At 72.0% G+C, this 26,222-nt stretch carries 21 protein-coding genes; 12 read left to right on the forward strand and 9 right to left on the reverse strand.

The window, feature by feature from the left end; genetic code table 11:
* The first annotated feature begins 109 nt into the window (after positions 1 to 109).
* Both H180DRAFT_RS15320 and H180DRAFT_RS15325 read left to right on the forward strand, forming a co-directional pair.
* The gene (locus H180DRAFT_RS15320) at positions 110 to 1,024 is read left to right on the forward strand and encodes an oxygenase MpaB family protein (protein ID WP_079100139.1); all 915 of its coding nucleotides are present in this window, start codon (positions 110 to 112) and stop codon (positions 1,022 to 1,024) included.
* 133 nt (positions 1,025 to 1,157) lie between these two features.
* Positions 1,158 to 1,943: a VOC family protein gene (locus H180DRAFT_RS15325; protein WP_055486618.1), complete on the forward strand. Its 786-nt coding sequence runs from the start codon at positions 1,158 to 1,160 to the stop codon at positions 1,941 to 1,943.
* A gap of 123 nt (positions 1,944 to 2,066) precedes the next feature.
* Here H180DRAFT_RS15325 and H180DRAFT_RS15330 read toward each other — a convergent pair whose 3' ends face one another.
* A complete protein-coding gene (locus H180DRAFT_RS15330) occupies positions 2,067 to 3,557 on the reverse strand; it encodes a M1 family metallopeptidase (protein ID WP_055486619.1) in 1,491 nt (496 codons plus the stop codon).
* Between the two features lie 137 nt (positions 3,558 to 3,694).
* Positions 3,695 to 4,621 carry an FAD-dependent oxidoreductase gene (locus H180DRAFT_RS15335; RefSeq protein WP_055486620.1) on the reverse strand — a complete coding sequence of 309 codons (927 nt, stop codon included), beginning with the start codon at positions 4,619 to 4,621 and terminating at the stop codon, positions 3,695 to 3,697.
* A gap of 160 nt (positions 4,622 to 4,781) precedes the next feature.
* Here H180DRAFT_RS15335 and H180DRAFT_RS15340 point away from each other — a divergent pair, with 160 nt between their 5' ends.
* Together H180DRAFT_RS15340 and H180DRAFT_RS15345 are read left to right on the forward strand one after the other, a co-directional pair.
* Complete coding sequence (locus H180DRAFT_RS15340) at positions 4,782 to 8,258, forward strand: hypothetical protein (protein WP_055486621.1); 3,477 nt, start codon at positions 4,782 to 4,784, stop codon at positions 8,256 to 8,258.
* A 96-nt stretch (positions 8,259 to 8,354) separates the two neighbouring features.
* Positions 8,355 to 10,034 carry an ABC-F family ATP-binding cassette domain-containing protein gene (locus H180DRAFT_RS15345; protein WP_055486622.1) on the forward strand — a complete coding sequence of 560 codons (1,680 nt, stop codon included), beginning with the start codon at positions 8,355 to 8,357 and terminating at the stop codon, positions 10,032 to 10,034.
* A 205-nt stretch (positions 10,035 to 10,239) separates the two neighbouring features.
* Here H180DRAFT_RS15345 and H180DRAFT_RS15350 read toward each other — a convergent pair whose 3' ends face one another.
* From H180DRAFT_RS15350 to H180DRAFT_RS15360, 4 genes are all read right to left on the reverse strand, one after another.
* Entirely contained in the window at positions 10,240 to 12,672 is a 2,433-nt protein-coding gene (locus tag H180DRAFT_RS15350) for a Tex family protein (RefSeq protein ID WP_055486623.1), read from the reverse strand.
* A 163-nt stretch (positions 12,673 to 12,835) separates the two neighbouring features.
* Complete coding sequence (locus H180DRAFT_RS30435) at positions 12,836 to 12,961, reverse strand: LPFR motif small protein (RefSeq protein WP_254666040.1); 126 nt, start codon at positions 12,959 to 12,961, stop codon at positions 12,836 to 12,838.
* A gap of 88 nt (positions 12,962 to 13,049) precedes the next feature.
* A complete protein-coding gene (locus H180DRAFT_RS15355) occupies positions 13,050 to 13,910 on the reverse strand; it encodes an SCO6745 family protein (protein WP_055486703.1) in 861 nt (286 codons plus the stop codon).
* Positions 13,911 to 14,008: 98 nt separating this feature from the next.
* Positions 14,009 to 14,872 carry an enoyl-CoA hydratase/isomerase family protein gene (locus tag H180DRAFT_RS15360; RefSeq protein ID WP_079100131.1) on the reverse strand — a complete coding sequence of 288 codons (864 nt, stop codon included), beginning with the start codon at positions 14,870 to 14,872 and terminating at the stop codon, positions 14,009 to 14,011.
* Positions 14,873 to 15,117: 245 nt separating this feature from the next.
* Between H180DRAFT_RS15360 and H180DRAFT_RS15365 the strand changes: the two genes are divergently transcribed.
* Complete coding sequence (locus tag H180DRAFT_RS15365) at positions 15,118 to 15,666, forward strand: ATP-binding protein (protein WP_055486624.1); 549 nt, start codon at positions 15,118 to 15,120, stop codon at positions 15,664 to 15,666.
* On the opposite strand, the gene idi is transcribed toward H180DRAFT_RS15365, so the two are convergent.
* From idi to galE, 3 genes are all read right to left on the reverse strand, one after another.
* On the reverse strand, positions 15,641 to 16,201 hold the full coding sequence (idi, locus tag H180DRAFT_RS15370; RefSeq protein WP_055486625.1) for an isopentenyl-diphosphate Delta-isomerase: 561 nt from the start codon (positions 16,199 to 16,201) through the stop codon (positions 15,641 to 15,643). The genes H180DRAFT_RS15365 and idi overlap by 26 nt on opposite strands.
* A 64-nt stretch (positions 16,202 to 16,265) precedes the next feature.
* A complete protein-coding gene (locus H180DRAFT_RS15375; protein WP_055486626.1) occupies positions 16,266 to 17,201 on the reverse strand; it encodes a cation diffusion facilitator family transporter in 936 nt (311 codons plus the stop codon).
* A gap of 172 nt (positions 17,202 to 17,373) precedes the next feature.
* The gene (gene galE, locus H180DRAFT_RS15380) at positions 17,374 to 18,366 is read right to left on the reverse strand and encodes a UDP-glucose 4-epimerase GalE (RefSeq protein WP_055486627.1); all 993 of its coding nucleotides are present in this window, start codon (positions 18,364 to 18,366) and stop codon (positions 17,374 to 17,376) included.
* Positions 18,367 to 18,747: 381 nt separating this feature from the next.
* On the opposite strand from galE, the gene H180DRAFT_RS15385 reads away from it, so the two are divergent.
* From H180DRAFT_RS15385 to H180DRAFT_RS15415, 7 genes are all read left to right on the forward strand, one after another.
* Positions 18,748 to 20,649 carry a DUF5941 domain-containing protein gene (locus H180DRAFT_RS15385; protein WP_055486628.1) on the forward strand — a complete coding sequence of 634 codons (1,902 nt, stop codon included), beginning with the start codon at positions 18,748 to 18,750 and terminating at the stop codon, positions 20,647 to 20,649.
* Positions 20,646 to 21,398, forward strand: coding sequence for a phosphocholine cytidylyltransferase family protein (locus H180DRAFT_RS15390; protein ID WP_055486629.1), 753 nt, complete (start codon positions 20,646 to 20,648; stop codon positions 21,396 to 21,398). Before H180DRAFT_RS15385 ends, H180DRAFT_RS15390 begins: the two co-directional genes overlap by 4 nt.
* The gene (locus tag H180DRAFT_RS15395) at positions 21,386 to 22,447 is read left to right on the forward strand and encodes an iron-containing alcohol dehydrogenase family protein (protein ID WP_055486630.1); all 1,062 of its coding nucleotides are present in this window, start codon (positions 21,386 to 21,388) and stop codon (positions 22,445 to 22,447) included. Before H180DRAFT_RS15390 ends, H180DRAFT_RS15395 begins: the two co-directional genes overlap by 13 nt.
* Positions 22,425 to 23,204 (forward strand): CDP-alcohol phosphatidyltransferase family protein, encoded by a 780-nt coding sequence (locus H180DRAFT_RS15400; protein WP_074466829.1) that lies wholly within the window; start codon positions 22,425 to 22,427, stop codon positions 23,202 to 23,204. Before H180DRAFT_RS15395 ends, H180DRAFT_RS15400 begins: the two co-directional genes overlap by 23 nt.
* 14 nt (positions 23,205 to 23,218) lie before the next feature.
* Positions 23,219 to 24,127 carry a glycosyltransferase family 2 protein gene (locus tag H180DRAFT_RS15405; RefSeq protein ID WP_055486705.1) on the forward strand — a complete coding sequence of 303 codons (909 nt, stop codon included), beginning with the start codon at positions 23,219 to 23,221 and terminating at the stop codon, positions 24,125 to 24,127.
* A 67-nt stretch (positions 24,128 to 24,194) separates the two neighbouring features.
* Positions 24,195 to 25,136 (forward strand): ABC transporter permease, encoded by a 942-nt coding sequence (locus H180DRAFT_RS15410; RefSeq protein ID WP_055486632.1) that lies wholly within the window; start codon positions 24,195 to 24,197, stop codon positions 25,134 to 25,136.
* Positions 25,123 to 25,956, forward strand: a complete 834-nt coding sequence (locus H180DRAFT_RS15415) for an ABC transporter ATP-binding protein (RefSeq protein WP_055486633.1) — start codon at positions 25,123 to 25,125, stop codon at positions 25,954 to 25,956. The genes H180DRAFT_RS15410 and H180DRAFT_RS15415 overlap by 14 nt, the downstream gene beginning before the upstream one ends.
* The last annotated feature ends 266 nt before the right edge of the window (positions 25,957 to 26,222 follow it).

The raw sequence follows: 26,222 nt of genomic DNA on the forward strand, positions 1-26,222 counted from the left end.
ATTCGGCGGACAGAACGGCCAGACGGTGGCGCAGCGCACGGAAAGGAACCCGGCGGCCGCCCGGCAGGCGTACGCGCGTTCCCCGTCCCCCCGGAGCATCATGAACAAGATGAGCAGCACGAGCAGCGACCGCGGCGGCAGCACGGGACCGGAGGGTCCCCGCACCGCCCGCGACGATCCCCGGCCACCCCCTCCGGACGGCATGCTGTGGGACCTCGCGGGCGAGGTGCGGGTGCTGCTGACGCTGCCGGCGGCCCTGACCATGCAGGTGGCGCATCCGGCCGTCAGCGCCGGCGTCGACGAGTACTCGGTCTTCCGCACCGACCCGTGGGGCCGGGCCGAACGTTCCGTGGCCAGCGTGCAGCGCTGGGTCTACGGCGGCGCAGAGGCCGTCGAGGAGGGCCGCCGGCTGCGGCGCCTGCACCGGGACATCCGGGGAGTGGACGCGCACGGCCGCGAGTACCACGCACTGACCCCCGCCAACTACGCCTGGGTGCACGCCACCGGCTTCCCCGTCTTCCAGCACTCTCGGCGCTACCTCGGCGCCCGCCCCTACACGCAGGACGAGGAGCGGCAGTTGTACGCGGAGTGGCTGCAGGTGGGGAGGGTTCTCGGCATCCAGGACCGCGACATGCCGCAGACCCTCGAGGAGTTCTGGCCGTACTACCGTCGGATGCTCCGCGAAGAGGTGGAGAGGACCCTCGTCGTGGAGGAGCTGGTCTCCGTCGGCCGCAGGGTGCCCCCGCCCGACCGCGGCCCGCGCCCCGTGCGCGTGCTGCTGAGGCTCCTGTGGCCCGTGCTGCGGCCGGCGTTCGCCCGTTTCCAGCGCTTCGTGACCATCGGCTTCATGCCGCCGGACGCCCGCGAGGCGATCGGCCTGCCGTGGTCGCCGAGGCAGGAGCGGCGGCTGGTGCGCCTCGGGCGGGTGACGGGCGCCCTGGTGCCGAGGCTCCCGGAGCGGCTGCGGTTCCTGCCGCCGGCGTACGCCGCCCGCAAGGCGTACCGGGAGGGCCGCCGCGCCTGACGGCACGGCCCTGCCGAAGCGGGGACGCGGGTGAATTCGAGGCCCGCAGGGCCCCGGGGGCGGCGTGGCGGAGGCGGCCCGGCACGGCCCTCTCGGCACAGTGACCGGCACCGAGTCCCCACAAGGAGCTGTCATGCCCGAGGTAACCGAGAGGTACGAGCCAGGCGTCCCGTGCTGGGTCGATCTGATGGTCCCCGACCAGCAGGCGGCCCTCGACTTCTACAAGGATCTCTTCGGCTGGCAGGGCGAGATCGGGCCTCCGGAGGCCGGCGGGTACTCGATCTGCACTCTGCACGACAGGCCCGTCGCGGGCATCATGGCCACACCCGCCGAGGACGACCGGCCGGCGCCCCCTCCGGCGTGGACCATGTACCTGGCCACGGAGGACACGGACGCCGCCACGCAGCGCATCACGGACAACGGCGGCGCGTTGCTGGTGCCGCCCGTGGACGTGATGGACCTGGGGCGCATGGCCGTCGCCAAGGACCCGACAGGCGCGGTGTTCGGCCTGTGGCAGGCGAAGGAGTTCATCGGGGCGCGGACGGTGAACGAGCACGGCGCAGTGATCTGGAGCGAGCTCAACACCTCCGGCGTCGACGCCGCCACGTCCTTCTACCGCAACCTCGCCATCGAGGCAGGGCCGATGGACGGCGCACCCGGCTACAACGCGCTCAACGCCGGGGGGAGGACGGTCGGGGGCATGCAGGGCCTGGAGAACTCCCCGCCCGGAGCGCCCTCGCACTGGATCACGTACTTCGCGGTCGACGACACCGACAGCGTCGTCGACGCCCTCATCCGGGCGGACGGATCGGTGCTCGTGCCGCCGTTCGACATGATGGCGGGCCGGATGGCCGTCGTTCAGGACCCGCAGGGGGCGGCCTTCGCGCTCATCAGGCCCGTACCGATGGGGAACGCCTGAGCCGGACGCAGACGAGGAGCACACGGCCCGGCCCCGGGAGCGCAGACCGCCCCCCGGGGCCGGGCCGTGTGCAGCGTGTGCGGCGCGAGGTGCCGGGCGCCCCATCCGCGTGCTGACGCAGGCTCAGTGGCGGTGCGCCCCGTGCACGGCCTGGATCTCCTCCCACGACTTGGGCTGTTTCCTTTCGGCGGCGTTCACGTCCCCGCCGAGCGCCGGCTTCTTCGGCTTCGAGGTCTTGTACAGCCAGGTGTCGAACAGCGATGAGAGCGACTTGCCCGAGACCTTCTCCGCGTACTTCACGAAGTCCCCGACGCGCGCGTTGCCGCCCTCGCGCTCGGCCGGCCAGCCCTTGAGGATCCGGAAGAAGTCCTTGTCGCCGGTCTTGTTGCGCAGTGCCTGCAGCGCCATGGCGCCGCGGTCGTAGACGGCGGCGTGGAACTGGTTCTCCGGCCCCGGATCGCCGGGAGCGACCTTCCAGAACGAGTCGTTCGCGGGGTACGACTCGTAGACCTCGGAGGCGATCTCCTGTGCCGTGCCCTCGCCCTCCTTCTCCGACCACAGCCACGACGCGTACGAGGCGAAGCCCTCGTTGAGCCAGATGTCGCGCCACTTGCGCACGGAGACGCTGTCCCCGTACCACTGGTGCGCCAGTTCGTGCACGACGACGGAGACGTCGGTGCCGTCCTTGAAGCGCTCGTTGCCGTAGAAGGGCCGCGTCTGGGTCTCGAGCGCGAAGTGGGCCCCGCTGGCGGGCACGTAGCCGCCGATGGAGCTGAACGGGTACTCGCCGAACACGCCCTCCAGCCAGCCGGTTATCTCGGCGGTGCGCTCGACACTGGCACGCGCCGCGCCGTCCTCGTCCCCGAGTTTCCTGCTGTAGGCGTTGATGACGGGTGTACCGCTCTCCGTCCGGCTCCGGGTGACGTCGAACTTCCCCACGGCCATGGTCGCCAGATAGGTGGCCTGCGGCTGCCCTGAGCGCCAGTTGGAACGGGTCCAGCCGCCCGTGGCCGGCTCCTCGGAGACAAGGTCGCCGTTGCTGATGCTCTTGTAGCCCTCGGGTACCGCGATGCTGATGTCGAACGTCGCCTTGTCGCTGGGGTGGTCGTTGCTGGGGTACCACCACCACGCGGATTCCGGCTCGTTGGCGGCGACCGCGCCGTCGGGGGTGCGCTGCCACGACGTGTAGCCGTCGACCTCCACCTCGGAGGGTATGCCCGAGTAGCGGACGACGACGCTGAACTTCTCGCCCTTCGAGAGGGGTTCGGCGGGCGTGACTTCCAGTTCGTGGGAGCCGGAGGTGGAGACCTTCGCCGTACGGCCGTCCACGTGCACCTGCTTCACGCCGAGTGCGAAGTCCAGGTTGAAGCGGCTCAAATCCTGGGTGGCCTTGGCCAGGACCGTCGCCGTGCCGCTCAACTCGTCCGTCTTCGGCTGGTACTTCAGCCGCAGATCGTAGTGCGAGACGTTGTATCCGCCGTTGCCGTAGTCCGGGTAGTAGGAGTCTCCCGCCCCTGGTGCGCCCGGTGAAGGACCGGCTTCGGCCGCGGAGGCCGGGACGGTGAGCGCGAGAACGGCGGCCACCGCGCCCGGAACGATGAGTCTTTGACGCACGAGTCCTCCAACTCCCTTGCGACAGCGCGAAGATGCGCGATGTGAGCAGTCGCAGGCTATGTACTCCGCCCGCCATCCGTATCTGTTTCGTGTGTATCTGCACATGAATGGCGTGCGGCTGGAGTCCGCTGCCGCGTTCAGCCCTGCGTGCCCTTGTGCCCGGCGGCTCCCAGCAGCCGCACCGCCTCCAGGGCGCAGCCCCACGAGACCGTGACACCCGCGCCGCCGTGGCCGTAGTTGTGCACGCACAGCGTGCCGTCCGGCAGCGTCTCCGTCTCCAGCCGCACCCGGGGGCGGTACGGGCGCAGCCCCACGCGGACCTCCAGGACGCGCGCCTGCGCGAGCTCGGGGTGGACGCGGGCACAACGCTCCACAATGGCCCGCGTGGTGGCCGGGTCGGGAACGGTCTCCTCCTCGTCCTCGTCGGCCGTGCCGCCCAGCAACAGGCCGTAGGGCTGCGGCAGTACGTAGGTGGTCTCGCTCGCGCCCGCCTCCGAGGAGAGGAACCACTCCTCGATCCCCGGGTTCTCCACGACGACGATCTGCCCCCGTACGGGCCGCACTTCGGTGTCGCCGACCAGTTCGCGCGCGCCGAGCCCGCTGCAGTCGACCACGACCGGCGCCTCGGCCGACACCTCCGCGAGGGAGGCGGCGGTGCGCTGCTCCCAGCGGCCGCCCGCGGCCGTCAACCGCCTCCGCAGGTAAGGGAGATAGGTCTGCATGTCGACAAGAGGGGTGCGCGGCGGCGATCCGATGAGGGACATCCACTCCGGCGGCACCGAGGACGAGGAGCCTCCTTCAAGGGTGCCCCGCACCAGCCGTACTCCCGTGAGCGCCGGCTGCTCGGCGAGCCACGCGAACTTCCGGAACGAGCGCACCGCCCACTCCAGCGCCTTCTGTCTGGGTTCGATGCGGTACGGCCAGCACAGGCCTCCGGAGATCCCCGACGCCGTGTCCGCGTCCCGGTCGCGGCTCCACACCCGTACGCCCATGCCGCGCTCGGCGAGCAGCACGGCCGTCGTCAGCCCGCTCACCCCGCCGCCGACGACGATCACTTCATCCATGCCGCGACGTTATCCCGCCGCGACGCGTGAGAATCGCCCGACGGTAGGGGATGCCCCGGCAGCCGCTTGCGCACACGTACCGGCCGCAAAACACTCACGTCCTGCACATCCCTGCGGAGAACCCTTACGCGTGGCACATACAGCGGGCAGAATCCGCGCCATGTCCCGTGCAGCCGCCACCGAACTCCTCGACGTTCTCGAGCCGCTCGCATATCCGCAGCGCACCCGGCAGGTCGCCGCCCACGCACGGGCCGCCGGCCGCGAGGAGCTGACGGGGCTTCTGCACGGGCTCGAGGAGTACGGGACGTACGGGCAGCGGATCGCGGTCATCGCCGCGTGCGCGGGCCAGGACACCGACTACCTCTCCGCGCGGCTGGCGCACCCCGACCCCTTCATCCGGGGCCACGCCCAGCGCGCGGCCGCCGCACCCTCCTCCCGTGTCAGCGACGACGCGCTGTGGGTGGCCCTGCACGACGCGCCGTCCGCGATACGTGCCCAACTGGTGCGCACCATCGTCCGGGGCCGGCGCACACAGCTCGCCGACGGCCTGGTCGACGCCGTCCGCGGCCGCTGGGGCGACGCGGAGGCGGCGCGGCTGCTCCCGGCCTGCGGCCCCGAGACGGCGGCGCGGCTGCTGCCGGCGCTCTTCCACGCCGTCACCGGCTGGCGCTCGCTGGCGGCCCGGCATCCGGATCTCCTTCTGGCCGATGCGGGGCGGCAGTTGGAGGACCTGCCGCACGTGCTGCGCGAGCAGTGGTGGCGGCGGTACGGGGCCGGGATCGCCCGCACGGCCGCCGCCCGGCCGCGGCGCGTGCTGGATCTGCTGGAGCAGTACCGCGACGAGGGCCTGCTCACGCCGGAGTTCCTGCCGCACCTCGTGCGGCTCGTCTCGGCCGACCCGGGACGTGCGCTGCGGCTGCTGCTGCGTCCCGCCCAGATCGGCCGGCTGCGCGAGACCGGGCTGCCCGCGAATGTGCTGCGGCGGCTGGTGCACGTCGATCCGGCCGAACTGGAGGACCTGGGGCGGGTGTTCAGCGGCCACCCCGCGCGCCTGGCGGAGCTGCTGCACGCACTGCCGCCCGGCCGACGGGCCGGCTTCTACGAAGCCGTGACCGACGCCGAGGAACGTGAGCACGCACCCGTGGACGAGGAGGTGCTCCGGGCGCTGCCGCACAGCCTCCGTGAGGAGGAGGCCCGGCGGATGGCGCACCAGGCGCGCGCACGCGGAGCGCACTGGTCGACCGTGACGGCCGCCCTGGCGCATCTGCCCGACGAATCGGCGTACGCGGAAGTCACCGCCGCCACTCGTCGCCCCTCGCCCGAGGACAGGGCCCTGGCCTGGCCGATGCTGGTGCGTCAGGCCGCACACACCTCGCAGCGCCACGGGGGCAACCGGACCGTCGTGACGGCCCTCGTGGCGGACATGGCCCGGCTGCGCGACGAGCAGGAGTCCGTACGGGCCGCCGCGCTCGGCGCCCTCGCGGACCTTCCGGCGCGGCTCTTCGAGGACGCCGCCGTCGAGCACCTGGACCGCGTCGCCGGCGACGCCGTGGGCGCGCCGGGCTCCTCGCAGGAGAGCCGCGCCGCACTCGGCCGGCTCGCCCGCTCGGTGCTGCGCGAGCACGTCGCCGGCGCCCAACAGGGCCTGACCGGCTGGGCGTTGCGCACCATCGTCCGGCTCACGGGGAACACCGACGAGGCGGACCTCGGACGTCTCGACCGGAGACTGCCCCACGGCGGGGAGCATGCCGTCTTCGAGGCGCTGCGGTACTGGCTGGAGGCGGGAGCCGAGAACGACGACCACGGCCTGACGTTCGCGCTCGCACGCGCCGTGGGCAGCCGCGCTTCGGGGATGCCGGAGCTGCAGCAACTGCTGTGGCAGGCCGTCCAGTTCGGTACGGAGCACACCGCCCGCACCGCCGTCGAGCTGTGGCTGGCCGACCCTGCGAGGAGGGCGGAGCGGGCCGGGCGGGTGCTTGCCGTGGACGCCTCGGCGGCGCTCCTGCCCGTCGTCTCGCGGACGATCACGACGCGGCGCACGGATCTGCTCGACCCCGTCCTGGACGCCACCCCGCCCTGCGGCCGGTTCTTCAGCAAGGAGAGCCGCCGTCCGCAGCCGCCGGTCGGCAAGTGCACGGCCCGCTGGCTGCCGCGCCAACTGCGCGCCGCGGCAAAGCTTCTGGCGCAGGAGGCGGACGACGACAGCAGCCCGATGCCCGCGCGGCGAGCGGCGCTGCGGCGCCTCGCCGCGATTCCCGGCGAGGGCGGCAGAGAGCTGCGGCTGTGGGCGAACGACCCGGTCGAGGCCGAGTCGGAACTCGCCGACACCGCGCTGGCGGCCACCGTGCGGACCGACCGGCCCGACGAGGCGCTTCCGCTGCTGCTGGAGCACGTCCGCGACGGGCGCGCCCACATCGCCGTCCCCGCCCTGCCCCGCGCGTTCCGCTACACCGCGCCCTGGCGGCTGTCGGACGTGCTGCGCCGTCTGCTGCTCCCGCCGTCCGGCACGCCGCAGACGGAGCAGCGCCGCGGGCCGGGCGCCGAGCGCAGCCCGGAGGAGGTCCGCGCCGCAGCCGACTCGCTCGCCTCCCGCAGAACGGCCGTGCGGCTCGCCGTGGAGTGCCTGCCCCTGGCCGAGGCGGCGGAGCTGCTGCTGAAGGTCTACTCGTTCCCGGGCCAGCACCCGGATGTGAAGTCGGCATGCGTGAGGTGCGCAACGCGGCTGCTCGACGACGACCGCGCCTGGGAAATCGTCGAATCCGCGGCACAGGGAGTGCCCGTACTGCGCCACGCCCTGATGCGCGTACGTCCGCTCGAACTGCCCGAGAGGCACCGGGAACGGTACGCCGGGCTGATCACCGGCCTGTGCCACGTGGACGACCGGAGCGTGACCGAGGCCGTCTACTCCTCGCTGGCCGACTGGGCGCTGTGGGCACCGGACGCGGCGGCCGTGCTGTCCTCGGCCGTCACCGACCTGGGCAACCGCGGCACCTGGCGGCAGGCCGCCGAAGGGCTCGTCGAGCTGGTGATCACGCTTCCCGGTACCGGCCGCACGCTCGAACAGGTGCTGTCCGGGCTCATCGCCGCGGACTGCGCACCCGACACCCCCGACGCCCGCGCCGACCGCGACCGCCCGGCCAGGCGCCGCGTCCAGCACATCGCCCGCACCCTCGGCGAGTGCGCGAGGCAGCGGGCCGCGGCCCGCCGCCCCGCCGGACGGACGGGCGTACTCCTCGCCGGGCACGAGGAGTTCGTACCCGTCGCGGCGAAGCTGCTGTGCTCGGCGGTGACCCTGGAGAGCGACCCGGAAACCGTCGGCCGTCAGCTGCGCGGCATCGCCGGTCTGCACGGTCACCGCCCGGGACTGGCGTGGCGGACCGCCGAGGAGCTGCGCCGCTCGCTGCGTCCCCTCCAGCGGCCCGCCGAGACCAGGGAGCGGCTGCTGCCCGTGGCGCGGGAGCTCGCCGAGGACGGCGGCACGGCGGCGGGGCTGCTGGCCGTGACGCTCGCCGCCGCGGTCAACCCGGCATCCGGCTGGTCGGAGTCCTGGCGTGAACTGCTGCGGACGATGCGCCGCCACGACGTGCCCGACGTGCGGGCCGCCGCGCTGGAGCTGGAGACCGACCCGGGGGAGTGACCGGTCCCCGGGCCGCGGCGGGGGGCCGGGCCGCGCCGCCGCCGGAGCCAGGAATGCGCGCGACGTCCGGCAGAAGGGCCCGTAGCATCGGCGGGCATGTCCGCAACTCTCGTCGCCAAGGCACTCACGGCAGGTCACGGTGACCGCACGCTCTTCTCCGGACTGGATCTCGTCGTCGCCCCCGGGGAAGTGGTGGGCCTCGTCGGGGTGAACGGCGCCGGAAAGTCCACCCTGCTTCGGATCCTCGCCGGGCTGACCGGGCCCGAAGAGGGGGAGGTGTCGCTCAACCCGCCGGAGGCGACGGTTGGCCACCTCCCGCAGGAACCGGAACGGCGTGCGGGCGAGACGGTCCGCGCCTTCCTGGAACGCCGCACGGGCGTGGCGGCGGCCCAGAGGGCACTGGACGAGAGCACACGCGCCCTGGAGGAGAACCGGAACGGGGCCGCGGACGCCTACGCCCTGGCCCTGGAGCGCTGGCTGGCCCTCGGCGCCGCCGACCTGAGCGAAAGGGCGGCCGAAGTCACCTCCCGGCTCGGCCTGGACGTGGCCCTCGACCGCCCGATGACGACCCTCTCCGGGGGCCAGGCCGCCCGCACCTCCCTGGCGTCCCTGCTGCTCAGCCGCTACGACGTCTTCCTCCTGGACGAGCCCACGAACGACCTGGACATGGACGGTCTGCACATCCTGGAGACCTTCGTCGGCGGCCTGCGCGCCGCCACGGTGCTCGTCAGCCACGACCGGGAGTTCCTCTCCCGGACCGTGGACAGCGTGCTCGAACTCGACCTCGCGCAGCAGCTCGTGAGCCAGTACGGCGGCGGATACGACGGCTACCTGGAGGAGCGCGCCCGCGCCCGCAGGCACGCCCGCGAGGAGTACGAGGAGTACGCACGGACCCGTGCCGGCCTGGAGGCCAGGGCCCGGCAGCAGCGCGGCTGGATGGACAAGGGCGTGCGCAACGCCCGCCGGAAGATGCCCGACAACGACAAGAACGTGCGCAACGCCCGCATCGAGGCCACGGAGAAACAGGCCGCCAAGGCACGGCAGACGGACCGGATGATCGAACGCCTCGACGCCGAGGCGGTGGAGGAGCCCCGCAAGGAGTGGCAGCTGCGCATGGAGATCGCGGCCGCACCGCGCTCGGGGTCCGTCGTCGCCACGCTCCGGGGTGCCCGGGTGCGCCGCGGCGACTTCGCGCTGGGGCCCGTCGACCTCCAGATCGACTGGCGCGACCGCGTCACCGTCACCGGGCCCAACGGAGCCGGCAAGTCCACGCTCCTGGCCGCGCTGCTCGGCCGCGCCGAACTCGAGGCGGGCAGCGCCTCCCTGGGCTCCGGCGTCGTCATCGGCGAGGTCGACCAGGCGCGCCGCCTCTTCCACGGGGAGGAGAGCCTGCTGGACGCCTTCCGCGACGCCGCGGCGATGGAGCCGGAGGAAGTGCGCACGCTGCTCGCGAAGTTCGGGCTCTCGGCCCGTCATGTGCTGCGCCCCGCGGCGACCCTCTCCCCCGGCGAGCGGACCCGGGCGGCGCTGGCGCTCCTTCAGGGGCGCGGTGTGAACCTGCTGGTGCTGGACGAGCCCACGAACCATCTCGACCTGCCGGCCATCGAGCAGCTGGAGTCGGCGCTGGCCTCCTACGAGGGCACGCTGCTGCTCGTCACCCACGACCGCCGCATGCTGGAGGCCGTTCGCACGACGCGGCACATCGAGGTGTCCGGCGGCACCGTACGGGAACGCCGGCGCCCGGAGGCCTCCCCGGCGAAAGCTCCGCCCCGGTAGGCACCCAGGGACGTCTGCCCGCGGCCCGGAGGCGGGAGCGGGGCCGGCCGTCCACCCTCGACTGCCCAGTGACGCGGCCGTATTCGGGACTTCCGGACCGCGGACCCGGGCGCGGGATGCCACGGCCGGGCTGCTCCCGTGTGCCGCCGAACCGTCCCCGTGCAGCGGCCGGGCCACCCCGCGGGTGTGGCCCGGCCGCGTGCGCTCAGCGCTTCTTCCCGTCGCCGCCCAGCAGCCCGGCCCTGCGCAGCGCGTCCGCCATCTCGCTGTTGGCGGGCTGCGCGTCGCGGCGCTGCTGCCTGCCGCCGTTGCCGCCCCCGCTCTGCTTCCGGCCCTCGGGACGGCCTCCGCCCTGCCTTCCGCCGCCCTTGCGGGGGCCCGGCGTGCGGTCCGCGCCGCCCTGGCGCCTGCGGCGCTCACCGCCGCCGTCGCCGGCACCCGCACCGCCCCCGGAGGTGTCGTCGTCCAGCCGCATCGTCAGCGAGATGCGTTTGCGTGCCGCGTCGACCTCACGGACCTTCACCTTCACGATGTCGCCGGGCTTGGCGACGTCCCGCGGATCCTTCACGAAAGACTTCGACATCGCGGAGACATGCACGAGCCCGTCCTGGTGCACGCCCACGTCGACGAAGGCCCCGAACGCGGCCACGTTCGTGACCACACCCTCCAGGATCATGCCCTCCTCGAGGTCCGTGAGCTTCTCCACGCCCTCCTTGAACGCGGCCGTCCTGAAGGCGGGACGCGGGTCGCGGCCGGGCTTCTCCAACTCGCGCAGGATGTCCGTGACCGTCGGCAGCCCGAAGGTGTCGTCCACGAACTGCTTCGCGTCGAGCGAGCGCAGCACCGCCGTGTTGCCGACGAGCGTGGAGACGTCGGTGCCGGCGGCCCGCACCATCGTGCGGACGACCGGGTAGGACTCGGGGTGCACGCTGGAGGCGTCCAGGGGATCCTCGCCGTCGCGGATGCGCAGGAAGCCCGCGCACTGCTCGTACGCCTTCGGGCCCAGCCGCGCCACGTCCTTCAGTTCGCTGCGGTTCTTGAAGGGGCCCCGGCCGTCGCGGTGCGCGACGATGTTCTCCGCGAGGGACGTGCCGATGCCCGAGACGCGGGAGAGCAGCGGCGCGGACGCGGTGTTGACGTCCACGCCGACGCCGTTCACGCAGTCCTCCACGACGGCGTCGAGCGAGCGCGAGAGCTTCACCTCGGACAGATCGTGCTGATACTGCCCCACACCGATCGACTTGGGGTCGATCTTGACCAGTTCCGCGAGCGGGTCCTGAAGCCGCCGTGCGATGGAGACGGCACCGCGCAACGAGACGTCCAGGTCCGGCAGTTCCTGCGAGGCGTAGGCCGACGCGGAGTAGACGGAGGCGCCCGCCTCCGAGACCGTGACCTTCGTCAGCTTCAACTCCGGCTGAGAAGCGATCAGTTCGGCCGCCAGCTTGTCCGTCTCGCGGGACGCCGTGCCGTTGCCGATCGCGATCAGCTCCACGGAGTGCTCCCGCGCCAGCACGGCGAGCTTCGCCAGCGACTCCTTCCACTGCTTCTGCGGGGCGTGCGGGTAAATGGTGTCCGTGGCGGCCACCTTGCCCGTCGCATCGACGACGGCGACCTTCACGCCCGTGCGCAGACCGGGGTCGAGGCCGAGAGTGGCACGCGTGCCGGCCGGCGCGGCCAGCAGCAGATCACGCAGGTTCGACGCGAAGACCCCGACCGCCTCGTCCTCCGCGGCGGTCCGCAGCCGCACCCGCAGATCCAGGCCGAGGCGCACCAGGATGCGCGTACGCCACGCCCAGCGCACCGTCTCCAGCAGCCAGGCGTCGCCGGGACGGCCCTCGTCGCGGACGCCGAAGTGCTGGGCGATGGTGCTCTCGTACGAGCTGGGCGTGCCCCGCTCCGCGGTCTCTCCCGGCTCCTCCGGCTCCAGCGTCAGGTCGAGGATCTCCTCCTTCTCGCCGCGGAGCATGGCCAGCACCCGGTGGGAGGGAAGTTCCGTGAAGGCTTCGGTGTAGTCGAAGTAGTCCTTGAACTTGGCGCCCTGCTCCTCCTTGCCCTCGCGCACCCTGGCGGCGAGGTGACCGCGCAGCCACATGCGCTCACGCAGTTCGCCGATCAGGTCGGCGTCCTCGCCGAAGCGCTCGGAGAGGATCGCACGGGCACCCTCCAGCGCAGCGGCCGCGTCGGCGACACCCTTCCCGGAGTCGACGAAGGCGGCGGCTGCTGCCTCCGGTTTGACGCCCGGGTCGCTCAGCAGCCCGTCCGCAAGGGGCTCCAGCCCGGCTTCGCGGGCGATCTGCGCCTTGGTGCGGCGCTTGGGCTTGAACGGCAGGTAGATGTCCTCCAGGCGGGCCTTCGTCCCGGCCGAGCGGATCTGCTCCTCCAGCTTCGGGTCGAGCTTGCCCTGGGACCGCACGGACTCGAGTACCGCCTCGCGCCGGTCCTCCAGCTCCCGCAGATAGTGCAGCCGCTCCTCGAGGGAGCGCAGCTGGGCGTCGTCGAGGAGCTCCGTCGCCTCCTTGCGGTAGCGGGCGATGAACGGCACGGTCGACCCGCCGTCGAGCAGCTCGACGGCGGCCTTGACCTGGCGCTCCCGTACGCCGAGTTCCTCGGCGATCCTGCCTTCGATGGTCGTCGTCACGATGGTTGGTCCGCCTTCTTGGTGCTGGGTGTCCCCGGTGAGCATGCATTGTGGCAGGTGGCACCGTCAGACGGAGGCACGGACCGGGCCCGCGTGCGGAAAACTCCGCATGCGGGCCCGGCTGTTGTACCGTCTCCCGTTGTCGTGTCGCGTGGCAGGGGATTCAGACCCTGCGGCCGGCCCTCGACGCGCCGCCGAAGAGACGGGCCACGAGGCGGAAGGGCAGGGTCACCACGGTCGCGATGCCGCCCGCGACCATGCGGAGTGCGTCTGCGACAGCCCGGAACATACGCATCGGGTGGCCCCGAAGGGCGCACGTGAACCCCCGGCGGGCCCGGTGCCCGGTCCGCAGCGGGCCAACCCGGATGCAGCTCGCTTCACTTGCCGAACAGGTCCGCCGGGAAGGCACCCGCGTTCACGGCCGACGCGGCGAAGCCTCCGGCCAGTTCGGTGAGGCGCGCCACCCCCTCCGCACCCAGATGCTCGTAGGGGGCGCTGTCCAGACGGTCGGTGCTGTACTCCAGCTCCTTGCGCAAGGAGGCGCCCTCCTCGGTGAGTTCGCCCTCGGCGTCCAGCAGGCCGCGCTCCCGCAGCCGCTCCTGGGCCGCCGTCCAGTCCTGCTGGTTGTAACCGCGCGTCGACAGCACCCACTTGGGGGACATGCCGCGACCGCTGGAGGTGTGACTGACGAGAGCCTCCAACGGGTCCAGGCCCGCCGAGAGCAGCACGGCTATGTGCGAGTCGCCGCGGTGTTCGCGCAACACGGTGGCGGCGTGCCAGTAGGCCAGGTGCGGCGCCTCCGGCACGGGCAGGCCGGCATTGGCGGCGTAGAGCGGACGGCCCGGGCGCGTGCAGCCCTCGGTGGCCTTCAGCGCCAGCTGTGCCGCCTCGGTCATCTCCGGGGAGGTGAGGACCTCTTCGCCGAGCAGTTCGCGGAGCATCGAATCGACGGCCCGCAGCCGCGCGGCGAGCACCGTCGCGGGTGAGGCGTACTCCCACACGGCGGGCACGAAGCGCGCGACGAGCGCGGGGCTGAAGTTGTAGAAGGTGGCGGTGACCGTGCCGGCACTCACCGCACCCAGAGGCGCGGCACGTCCCGCGAGATAGACGGCGCTGGGGTCCTCGATGCCGTAAGGGGCGAGCTCCTGGCCCAGCGCGGGGGAGAAGTACACGGCCGAGTGGAGGGGGTTGAGCATGTTGTGGCACCGGCGGGCGGCGCGTTCCGGGAGAGACGTCATGACCACACGTTACCGATAGGTAAATCGCTTGTCCCGGCCTCCTCCCGCGGCAGCCGTGCGGCGCGGGCGTGCAGACAGGGGTGGCTTCGCCTGCGGCGCTACCGGCCCGCCGGACCGGGGGTCCAGCGGAAGCGCGGGGCCCGCCGTTCCATGAACGCGGCGGCGCCCTCGGCCGCTTCACCGCTCTCCGCGGCCACCCGCCGCCAGTGCCCGGTACGGGACGCTTCCACCGTGCTCCCGGTGAACTCCTTCGCCGCCGCCTGCGTCAGCTGCGAACGCTCGACCAGCGTGCGCGTGAAGGTGCCAACGCGTTCGTCCAGGCTCTCCTCGGGATGCACCTCGTCCACGAACCCGGTGCGAAGCGCGCGGTCCGCGTCGATCAACTCACCGGAGAAGAGAAGGTACTTGGCGGTCGCGGGCCCCACGAGCCGGACGAGGCGCTGCGTGGACGAGGCGGGGTAGACGATGCCGAGCTTCGCCGGTGTGACGCCGAACAGCGAGCCCTGCGCGGCGAACCGCAGGTCGCACGCCGCCGCGAGTTGCGCCCCGCCTCCCACGCAGTGGCCGCGCACGGCGGCCAGCGTCGGTTTGGGGAACGCGCTCAGTGCCTCCTCGGCCGCGACCGCGAGTTCCTGTGAGGACTCCACGGAGTCACGCAGAGTGGAGATGTCGGCTCCCGCGCAGAAGGTGTTCTGCGCGCCCGTGACGACGAGGACCCGCACGGATGCGTCGTCGGCGAGGGCCGAGAGCACCCCGGGCACCTCCCGCCACATGGCCTCGGTCATCGCGTTGCGCTTGGCCGGATTGTGCAGGACGAGGGTCGCCACGCCGTCCGCGTGCTCCGTGAGCAGCGTGGGCTGTGCCTGCCGCGTCTGCTCCGCCCACTGCGACTGCTGTGCCTCGGATGCCGGATGTCCTTGCGGCTCCGCCGGTCCTTGCTGCGCGGGTCGTGCTCGCTCCATGTACGGATCGTAGCCGGGCGAGTGACCGGGCAGGCGTCAGGCAGTGGCCGGCGAGCACCGGAGCACGGGCGCAAGGTCTGTCACAGACCCGTCCTGGGCGGAAGTCTTCTGTCAATTGCCATCGATAAGTGCCGACTTGCGGTCAGTGGGCCGGAGCCGGCCCCCGGCGTACCAACACTCAATGCACGCACATCTGCAAGAACGCTCGCGTGCAAGTACATCCGGAGAGAATCGGGGTGCGGGAAATGGAGAACCGCCGGGGCAGGGCGCCCGGAGCGGGCGGGGTGTCCCCGGTGGCCCTGCCGGTGCAGGAACGGACCGCATCACCGGTCCGCGAGGGAAGCTGGCGGTTCACCGCCCCCGCCCTGGACTCCTCCGTGCCGCAACTGCGGTACGCCGTACGCGATCTCGTCCGGCGCCAGGGCGCCGTACCGGAGGACGTCCTGCAGAACCTGCTGCTGATCCTCTCCGAACTGGCCACCAACGCCGTACGGCACGCGGCGCTGCTCTCACCCGAGATCGGAGTGGAGGTGGCCCTGCAGAACGGGTGGCTGCGCATCGCCGTGGAGGACAGCCACCCCTACAGGCCCAAGGCCCTGGATTTGGACCCCGATCAGGAGCACGTCGGCGGGAGGGGCCTGCTGCTCGTCAAGGTGATCACATCGGAGTCGGGCGGAGTGTGCGACGTCGAACAGACCGGCACGGGGGGCAAGGTGATCTGGGCGGCGCTGCCCGTCCCCGTCGTCCACGGCGGCCTGCCCCCGGCGGTCACCAGCCGGCCGCCGCTCCCGTGAGCTCGCCGATCGCGGGACGCGCCGCGTCGAGCACCGTCATGAACCAGGTGGAGAAGGCCCCTTCGGCCTGACGGCGGGCCAGCTCGCCCGGGGTGACGAACGCCGTCTCGGCGATCTCCTCCGGGTCGGGGTGCAGTTCGCCGCGTACGAGCCCCGCGAAGAGGTGGTTGTACTCCTGCTCGACGAGGCCCGAGTCGGGGTCGGGGTGGTTGTAGCGGACGGTGCCCGCCTCACGCAGCAGGAAAGGTGCGGCCCCGAGTTCCTCGCTCACGCGCCGTGCCGCCGCGGCGAAGGGCGACTCGCCCGGATAGGGATGTCCGCAGCAGGTGTTGGACCACACACCGGGGGAGTGGTACTTGCCGAGCGCGCGGCGCTGCAGCAGCAGCCGCCCCGAATCGTCGAAGAGGAATACGGAGAACGCGCGGTGCAGCCGGCCCGGTGCCACATGTGCGGAGAGCTTCTCCGCGGTACCGATCGTGGTCCCGTCCTCGTCGACCAGTTCGAGCATGATCGGTGCCGCTGCGCTGTTCGCCATGTTGATCCTTCTGTCGGGGCCGTCGGTCGTCCGCCTGCCGGCAAGGGCCCCAGTCTGCCGCAGATCAGTGGCACAACTTCGCTTCGTGGGCCGCATGTCCGCGCGGCTCCAGCTGGAACGTGCAGTGCTCGACGTCGAAGTGGTCACCGAGGCAGAGCTGCAGGTCGTGCAGCACCCGCTCGTGCCCCACGGTGCCCAGCGTCTCCGGTGTGACCACCACATGCGCCGAGAGCACCGGCATGCCGGAAGTGATCGTCCACACATGCAGATCGTGCAGCCCGACCACGCCCTCCACGGAGAGGATGTGCTCACGCACCTCGGCCATGTCCACGTCCCGCGGAGCCGCCTCCAGCAGCACATCCAGGGCCTCCCGCGCCAGTTTGAGCGTGCGGGGGACGATCATCGCGCCGATGACGAGGGAGGCGGCGGGGTCGGCACCCTGCCATCCCGTCGTCGCGACGATCACGGCGGAGATCAGCACGGCCAGCGAACCCAGGGCGTCCGCCAGCACCTCCAGGAAGGCGCCGCGCACATTGAGGCTCTCCCGCTGCCCGCGCAGCAGCAGCGAGAGCGAAAAAACGTTCGCCACCAGGCCGATGCCGCCGAAGACCGCGGTGAGCACCCCGTCGGTCTGCGCCGGTTCGATGAAGCGCTCCACCGACTCGAAGAGGATGTAGCCACCGACGCCCAGCAGCAGAAGGCAGTTGGCGAGCGCCGCGAGGATCTCGGCCCGGGCGAAGCCGAAGGTGCGCCGCTCACTCGAAGGCCTGTTGGCGAAGTGGATCGCGAGCAGGGCCATGCCGAGCCCGAGGGCGTCGGTCGCCACATGCCCGGCGTCGGCCAGCAGGGCCAGCGAGTCGGCGAGCAGCCCGCCGACGATCTGGGTGACCAGGACGGTCAGCGTGATGAACAGCGCGACACGCAGCCGCTTCCGGTACGCCGCGGACGCGGTGCCGCCCGCCGCCGGAGCGGGTCCTCCGTGAGCGTGCCCAGCGCCCATCGCTGTGAGCCTCCGCGTCCCTGGTCCTGTGCGCCACGCGCCTGTCGGACGCAAGTGAACTACGCCGGGAGGGCAGGTGCAACGCGACGCTGAACACCGTTGTCATGTGCCGTGACCTGCGGTTTCCGTCCGGGGGCGGACAGCGCGGAGGATCAGCGGACGCCGGGCGTGGTCAGCGTGCGCCGGGGTGCCGCAGGCACCAGCCCTCCCACGCTGAGGTGATCATGCCGCGCACGCTGTGGCGGGCCGCCCAGCCCAGCTCCTTCTCCGCGAGCTGTGCCGAAGCGACCACGCGCGCCGGGTCGCCGGGCCGCCTGGGAGCGACTCTCGCGGCAGGCTCCCGCTTCCCCGTGACCTCGGCGACGAGATCCGCCATCTCCCGCACCGACAGCCCCCTGCCCGTGCCGATGTTCACGGTGAGATCGCCGCCGCTCCCGGCCTCCGGCAGCCTGCGGGCCGCCGCGAGGTGCGCCTCGGCCAGATCCTGGACGTGGATGTAGTCGCGCACGCACGTGCCGTCCGGCGTGGGGTAGTCGTCACCGAAGATCAACGGGGCCTCGCCGCGGGTGAGGGCGTCGAAGAACATCGGCACGATGTTGAAGACCCCCGTGTCGGCCAGCCGCGGCTCGGCGGCGCCCGCGACGTTGAAGTAGCGCAGACAGGCGGTGGACAGGCCGGCGGCCCGGCCCGCGGCGCGCACGAGCCATTCGCCCGTGAGCTTCGTCTCACCGTAGGGATTCATCGGCACGCACGGCGTCTCCTCGGTGACCAGATCGACGTCCGGAGTGCCGTAGACGGCGGCCGAGGAGGAGAAGACGAAGCGGCGCACTCCCGCCGCGACGACCGCCTCCAGCAGCACCGTCAGCCCGTGCACGTTCTCCCGGTAGTAGCGCAGCGGCTGCTCGACGGACTCCCCGACCTGCTTGCGGGCCGCGAGATGCACCACGCCCGTGATGCCGTGCTCGGCGAACGTACGGTCCAGCAGCTCCCGGTCCAGCACCGAACCCCGCACCAGGACGGGCTGCGGCCCCGGCATCCCCTCCAGACGCTCCGGCACCGCCGCCGAGAGATCGTCCAGGACGACCGCCCGCTCCCCGGCCTCCGCCATCGTCCGCGCGACGTGCGCCCCGATATAACCGGCCCCGCCTGTGATCAACCACGTCATGACGGCAGACTATCCGCCGCCCGGGAGGCCGTTCCGCGCTCCGTGCACGCCGGTGCAGGCCGCGGCCCCGCTCGCGGCGGGCCCGCCCACGGGCGCCACCCGAACGAGTCCCCGCGGCGCCCGTGGCGTGCGCAGGGGACCGGAAGCCGGAAGCGGAGGCGGCAGGAACCGCATTTGGCGCTCCGACCAAGATCGACCATGCTGTGCTCCGGCAGGGCAACCCCCGCACGGTGAACGCGCGATGAAAGGGCGCCCGTGCGATCCGATAGCCTCTGCCGACGCGCCGCCCGCCACCGTGCGGGCCACGGCGCACCATGCCCGCTGCCCGGCCCTCCCCAGGCCGGAAGATGCGCTGTGCCAGCGTCCAAGGAGTGAGTTCGACTGTCGACCGCCATCCTCACCGGTCCGCCGGTCGCGGGGTCGCCGCTGGAGGGCGACCTGCGGTCGCTGGGGTTCGACGTCCAGGTCGCGGCGGAGACGGGCCAGGTGGCCGCGGCAGTGGCCGCCGCCCCCGCGGGAGCGAGGGTCGCGCTCGTCGACCCGCACTTCGTCGGCCACCGCCACAGCCTCCGGCTGGCGCTGACCGACCCCCGCTTCGCGGCGGGTGCCGTCACCGGGGCCCTGTCCGTACAGGCGCAGGCCCGCGGCGCGCTGACGCGCGCCCTGCACGAAGCGGACTCCGCGGGCTCCGGCGCCGCACCCGAGGCATCGGGCCCCGGACCCGACGACGAGGGCGCGGTCACCGCGCCGCCGCGCACCCTGCCCGACGCCGTGGCCGACGCACTGGAAGCCGGCGACGTCGCCGTGCACCGCCCCGAACTGGGCCCCCTCTTCGCGGCCGCCCCGGTGGGAGAGGAGGCACGAACGGCCGCACGCACCGCCGTCGACGGCGTCGACGACGAGGCGGTGCGCCTTCGCAACGCGGTGAAGTCGCGGGACGGCTTCTTCACCACCTTCTGCGTCAGCCCCTACTCCCGCTACATCGCCCGCTGGTGCGCACGCCGCGGCCTCACCCCGAACCAGGTCACGACCGCATCCCTGGTGACCGCGCTGATCGCGGCCGGCTGCGCCGCGACCGGCACGCGCGGCGGTTTCGTCGCCGCCGGTGTGCTGCTGATCGCCTCCTTCGTGCTGGACGCGACCGACGGGCAGCTCGCACGCTACGACCTTCAGTACTCCACCCTCGGGGCCTGGCTCGACGCCACCTTCGACCGGGCCAAGGAGTACGCCTACTACGCGGGCCTCGCCCTCGGCGCGACCCGCGGCGGCGACGACGTATGGGCGCTGGCCCTCGGCGCGATGGTGCTGCAGACCGTCCGCCACGTCGTGGACTTCTCCTTCAACGAGGCCAACCACGACGCCGTGGCCAACACCAGCCCCACCGCGGCCCTTTCCACCCGGCTCGACGACGTCGGGTGGACGGTGTGGCTGCGCCGCATGATCGTGCTCCCGATCGGCGAACGCTGGGCCCTGATCGCGGTGCTGACCGCCTGCACCACGCCCCGCATCACGCTCGTCGTGCTCCTCGTCGGCTGCGCCCTCGCAGCCTGCTACACCACCGCGGGCCGCGTGCTGCGCTCGCTCACCCGGAAGGCGCACCGCACCGACCGCGCCGCCCGTGCCCTGGCCGACCTCGCCGACAGCGGCCCCCTCGCCGAGGGGTTCGCGGCCCTGGCCCGCCGAGCACATCTTCGGCTTCCCGGGTACGGCCCTCCGGCCGTCGCCTTCCTCGGCACCGCCGCGCTGCTGGCCACCGCGCTGTGGACGCCGCTGGGCAGCGTCTGGCCGTGCGTGGCCGCCCTCGCCTATGCCCTGACCTCCGGCTTCGCCGTCGCCGCCCCGCTGAGGGGCCCACTGGACTGGCTCGCCCCGCCCGTCTTCCGTACTGCGGAATACGTGCTTGTGCTTGTCCTTGCGGCGCGGGCGGAACAATCAGGGGTGAACGGCGCGCTGCCCGCCGCTTTCGGGCTGGTGGCGGCGGTCGCCTACCATCACTACGACACGGTGTACCGCATCCGCGGCGGCACCGGCGCGCCTCCGCACTGGCTTGTCCGTGCGACCGGGGGTCACGAAGGACGAGCCCTGGTCGTCGCCCTCGCCGCGGCCCTCTGGGCCTCCGGCGCAGGCCGCGGCCCGGAGCAGGGCCCAGGCCCGACAGGTTTCACCATCGCGCTGACCACGCTCGCCGTGGTCGTCGCGGCAGTGGTGCTCATCGAGAGCATCCGTTTCTGGGTGTCCTCCAAAGCACCCGCCGTACACGACGAAACAGGAGAACCCGCATGATCGGCCTCGTGCTGGCCGCCGGCGCCGGACGGCGTCTGCGCCCCTACACCGACACCCTTCCCAAGGCACTCGTGCCGGTGGGCCCCGAGGGCGAGGAGGAGTCGCAGACCGTCCTCGACATCGCCCTGGCCAACTTCGCGGCCGTCGGCCTCACCGACGTCGCCGTCGTCGTCGGCTACCGCAAGGAAGCGGTGTACGAGCGCAAGGAAGCCCTGGAGAAGCGGCACGGCGTCAAGCTCACCCTCGTCGACAACGACAAGGCCGAGGAGTGGAACAACGCCTACTCCCTGTGGTGCGCACGCGACGTGATCAAGCAGGGTGCGCTGCTCGCCAACGGCGACACCGTCCACCCCGTCTCCGTCGAGAAGACCCTCCTCGACGCCCGCGGCAACGGCCAGAAGATCATCCTCGCCCTCGACACGGTCAAGCACCTGGACGAGGAGGAGATGAAGGTCGTCACCGACCCGGAGAAGGGCGTCCAGCAGATCACCAAGCTGATGGACCCGGCCACGGCGAGCGGTGAGTACATCGGCCTCACCCTCATCGAGCCCGAGGCCGCCGAGGAGCTGGCCGACGCGCTGAAGACCACCTTCGAGCGCGACCCGCAGCTCTACTACGAGGACGGCTACCAGGAGCTGGTCAATCGCGGCTTCAAGATCGACGTCGCGCCGATCGGCGACGTGAAGTGGGTCGAGATCGACAACCACGACGACCTCGCCAAGGGCAGGGAGATCGCATGCCAGTACTGACCCGCCTCATTCCGTCGCCCGTCGTCGTCGACATCAGCCGCGGCGCCCTGGACGACCTGGCGGGCCTGCTGGCCGATCAGCGGATCTCCTCGAACGGCAAGCTCGCCTTCGCCATCAGCGGTGGCTCGGGCGCGGCTCTGCGTGAGCGCTTCGCCCCCGCCCTCCCCAGCGCCGACTGGTACGAGGTCGGCGGCGGCACCATCGACGACGCCATCCAGCTGGCCGACTCCATGAAGTCCGGGCGCTACGACGCCGTTGTCGGCCTGGGCGGCGGCAAGATCATCGACTGTGCCAAGTTCGCGGCGGCGCGCATCGGCCTGCCGCTGGTCGCCGTGGCCACCAACCTCAGCCACGACGGCCTGTGTTCGCCGGTCGCCACCCTCGACAACGACGCGGGACGCGGCTCCTACGGTGTGCCCAACCCGATCGCCGTCGTCATCGACCTCGACGTCATCAGGGAGGCACCGGCGCGGTTCGTACGCTCCGGCATCGGCGACGCGGTCTCGAACATCTCCGCCGTACGGGACTGGGAGCTTGCCCACACGGTGCGCGGCGAGGACATCGACGGCCTCGCCGCGGCCATGGCCCGCCAGGCGGGGGAGGCCGTGCTGCGTCACCCCGGCGGCGTCGGCGACGACGCGTTCCTCCAAGTCCTCGCCGAAGGGCTGGTGATGACCGGGATCTCGATGTCGGTCGCCGGTGACAGCCGGCCGGCCTCGGGTGCCTGCCACGAGATCAACCACGCCTTCGACCTGCTCTACCCCAAGCGCGCTGCCAGCCACGGCGAACAGTGCGGTCTCGGGGCGGCGTTCGCCACGTTCCTGCGGGGCGACCGGGAGATGTCGATGCTCATGGTCGAGGTGCTCCGGCGCCACGGCCTCCCCGTATTGCCTCACGAAATCGGCTTCGACGAGGACGAGTTCGTGAAAGTGACGGAGTACGCCCCGGAGACCAGGCCCGGGCGGTACACCATCCTCGAACACCTCGACCTGTCCGCCGACCAGATCAGGGACGCATACCTCGACTATGCACAAGCCATCAGTAGCTGAACTCCGTCCGGTCGTTCACCCGGAGGGCGTGAAGGACAGGCGCAGCGGTGAGCACTGGGCCGGGCGGCTCTACATGCGCGAGGTCTCCCTGCGCGTGGACCGGCACCTGGTGAACACCGGGGTCACGCCCAACCAGCTGACCTACCTGATGACTCTCGCAGGCGTCCTCGCCGCCCCGGCGCTGCTGCTGCCGGGGATCGGCGGGGCCGTGCTCGGCGTGGTGATGGTCCAGCTCTACCTGCTGCTGGACTGCGTGGACGGCGAACTCGCCCGCTGGAAGCAGCAGTACTCGCTCGCCGGGGTCTATCTGGACCGGGTCGGGGCCTATCTGTGCGACGCCGCCGTGCTGCTGGGCTTCGGCCTGCGCGCCGCGGACCTGTGGGGCGGCGGCCGGATCGACTGGCTGTGGGCGTTCCTGGGCACCCTCGCCGCGCTCGGTGCCGTACTGATCAAGGCCGAGACCGATCTGGTCGGCGTGGCCCGCCACCAGGGCGGGCTGCCGCCCGTGAAGGAGGCCGCGAGCGAGCCCCGCTCGTCGGGGGTGGCGCTGGCCCGCAGGGCCGCCGCCGCGCTGCAGTTCCACCGGCTGATCCTCGGAATCGAGGCGTCGCTGCTCATCCTGGTCCTCGCGGTCCTGGACGAGGTCGGAGGGGACCTGTTCTTCACCAGGCTCGGTGTCGCCGTGCTCGCCGGGATCGCCGTCGTCCAGACGCTGCTGCATCTGGTGTCCATCCTCGCCTCGAGCAGGCTCAAGTGACGGAGGGAGCCACCATGCCGCAGCAGAGCCCGGAGCGGTCCGCACAGACCCCGAGGCTCGGCGCCGTCATCCTCACGATGGGCAACCGCCCCGAGGAACTGCGGGCGCTGCTCGACTCCGTCGCCAAGCAGGACGGAGACGCGATCGAGACCGTCGTGGTCGGTAACGGTGCGCCGCTGCCCGCGTTGCCGGAAGGTGTACGGACGGTCGAGCTTCCGGAAAATCTCGGCATCCCCGGAGGCCGGAACGTCGGCATCGAGGCCTTCGGCCCGTCGGGCGCCGAGGTCGACGCCCTGCTCTTCCTCGACGACGACGGTCTGCTTCCGGACACCGGCACCGCCGAGCTCGTGCGCGAGGCCTTCGCCGCCGACCCGGCGCTGGGCATCATCAGCTTCCGCATCGCCGACCCGGACACCGGCGAGACCCAGCGCCGCCATGTGCCCAGGCTGCGCGCCGCGGACCCGATGCGCTCCTCCCGGGTCACGACCTTCCTCGGCGGCGCCAACGCCGTCCGTACGAGGGTCATCGCCGAAGTCGGCGGACTGCCGGACGAGTTCTTCTACGCCCACGAGGAGACGGACCTCGCCTGGCGGGCCCTGGACGCGGGCTGGTCGATCGACTACCGCGCCGACATGGTGCTGCACCATCCCACGACGGCGCCCAGCCGGCACGCGGTCTACCACCGCATGGTCGCCCGCAACCGCGTGTGGCTGGCCCGCCGGAACCTGCCGGCCCTGCTCGTACCCGTCTACCTCGGCGTCTGGTTGTTCCTCACCCTCGCCCGCCGCCCCTCGCGCCCGGCCCTGCGCGCCTGGCTCGGGGGATTCCGGGAGGGGTGGGCCAAGCCGTGCGGCCCGCGCAGGCCGATGCGCTGGCGTACCGTGTGGCGGCTGACCCGACTAGGTCGCCCGCCCGTGATCTGACAAGCTCGTCTCCAGCACCATCACTTCTTCCAGTTCACTTGCGCGTGTGAGGACGAAAGTTTCCAACGTGACCGAGACAACGCACGGCGGTGCTGTGGGCGTGAAGCCTCCGCCCACCCCGGACGACCGTCTGTCCCCGGCCGACCTGGCGGCCAAGTACGGGCTCTCCGTGAGCGGTGCCCGGCCCTCGCTGCCGGAGTATGTGAGGCAGCTCTGGGCGAGACGCCACTTCATCCTGGCCTTCTCCAGGGCCAAACTCACCGCCCAGTACAGCCAGGCGAAGCTGGGCCAGGTGTGGCAGGTGGTCACGCCCCTGCTGAACGCCGCTGTCTACTTCCTCATCTTCGGCGTGATCATGGGCGGCCGTAAAGGCATCCCGGGCGGCCAGGAGAACTACATTCCGTTCCTTGTGACGGGTGTGTTCGTCTTCACCTTCACCCAGACCTCGGTGCTCAACGGGGTGCGCGCCATCTCCAGCAACCTGGGCCTCGTCCGCGCGCTCCACTTCCCGCGGGCGTCCCTGCCGATCTCCATCTGCCTGCAGCAGCTCCAGCAGCTGCTGTACTCGATGATCGTGCTGGTCGTCATCCTCGTCTCGTTCCGGCACTTCCCGGCCTGGTCCTGGCTGCTGATCCTCCCCGCGCTGCTCTGCCAGTTCCTCTTCAACACCGGCCTGGCCCTGATCATGGCGAGGCTGGGCAGCAAGACCCCGGACCTGGCCCAGCTGATGCCGTTCATCACACGGACCTGGCTGTATGCGTCCGGCGTGATGTTCTTCCTGCCGTACCAGCTCTCGAGGATCGACGCACCAGCCTGGATGATCGACGTGCTCCAGGCGAACCCGGCGGCCGTGTACATGGACCTGATCCGGTTCGCGTTCATCGACGGCTACCCCGCCTCGTCCCTCCCGCCGCACGTGTGGGCGCTCGCGCTCGGCTGGGGTGTGCTCGTCGGCATCGGCGGATTTGTTTTCTTCTGGAAGTCGGAGGAGCGTTATGGCCGTGGCTGAGGACACCCAGGAGAAGACAGATGTGATCCACCAGGCGGAGGGCCCCGCCACGGAGAAGCCGTGGGTCCCCACCGTCATCGCCGAGGACCTGCACATCGTCTACCGCGTCTACGGAGGCGCGAAGGGCAAGGGCAGTGCCACGGCGGCGCTGAACCGCATCATCCGGCGCAAGCCGGGCGGTGGCAGCGTCCGGGAGGTGCACGCGGTCAAGGGCGTCAGCTTCACCGCCTACCGCGGCCAGGCCATCGGCCTGATCGGCTCCAACGGTTCGGGCAAGTCGACGCTGCTGCGCGCCATCGCGGGCCTGCTGCCCGCCGAGAGCGGCCGCGTCTACACCAACGGCCAGCCGTCGCTGCTCGGAGTCAACGCGGCACTGATGAACGACCTCACGGGCGAGCGGAACGTCGTGCTCGGCGGGCTGGCCATGGGGATGTCCCGCGAGGAGGTCGCCGAGCGCTACCAGGGGATCGTCGACTTCTCCGGCATCAACGAGAAGGGCGACTTCATCACCCTGCCGATGCGCACGTACTCCTCCGGCATGGCGGCCCGGCTGCGGTTCTCCATCGCCGCCGCGAAGAACCACGACGTGCTGATGATCGACGAGGCGCTGGCGACGGGCGACAAGAAGTTCCAGCGCCGCTCGGAACAGCGCGTCCGGCAGCTTCGTGAGGAGGCCGGCACGGTCTTCCTCGTCAGCCACAACAACAAGTCGATCCGCGACACCTGCGAGCGGACGCTGTGGCTGGAGAAGGGCGAACTCGTGCACGACGGTCCGACCGAGGAAGTGCTCAAGGAGTACGAGAAGTTCACGGGCAAGTAGGCCCGCTCACGCGCGCCACCCGGCAGCTGAGGCGGCGGCCGGTCCGGACCTGGTTCCGGGCCGGCCGCCGCTTTCGCGTCCGGGGCCGGGCCTGACCGGACGGCCCTCGCACGCGGTCCCCTGCGCCGGTCCCGTACCTCGCGAGCCCCCTGCTCGCGCCGGGCGGGCCGGGCCGGGCACGCTCCGGGGCGGCCCTCCCCTCCGGTACCGGCCCTGCCGGGCAGCTTCCCCGGCTCGCCGGAACCACCGCGCCGGAACCACCGCGC

It is taken from the genome of Streptomyces sp. WMMB 322 (assembly GCF_900090145.1).
Taxonomy (GTDB): Bacteria; Actinomycetota; Actinomycetes; order Streptomycetales; family Streptomycetaceae; genus Streptomyces.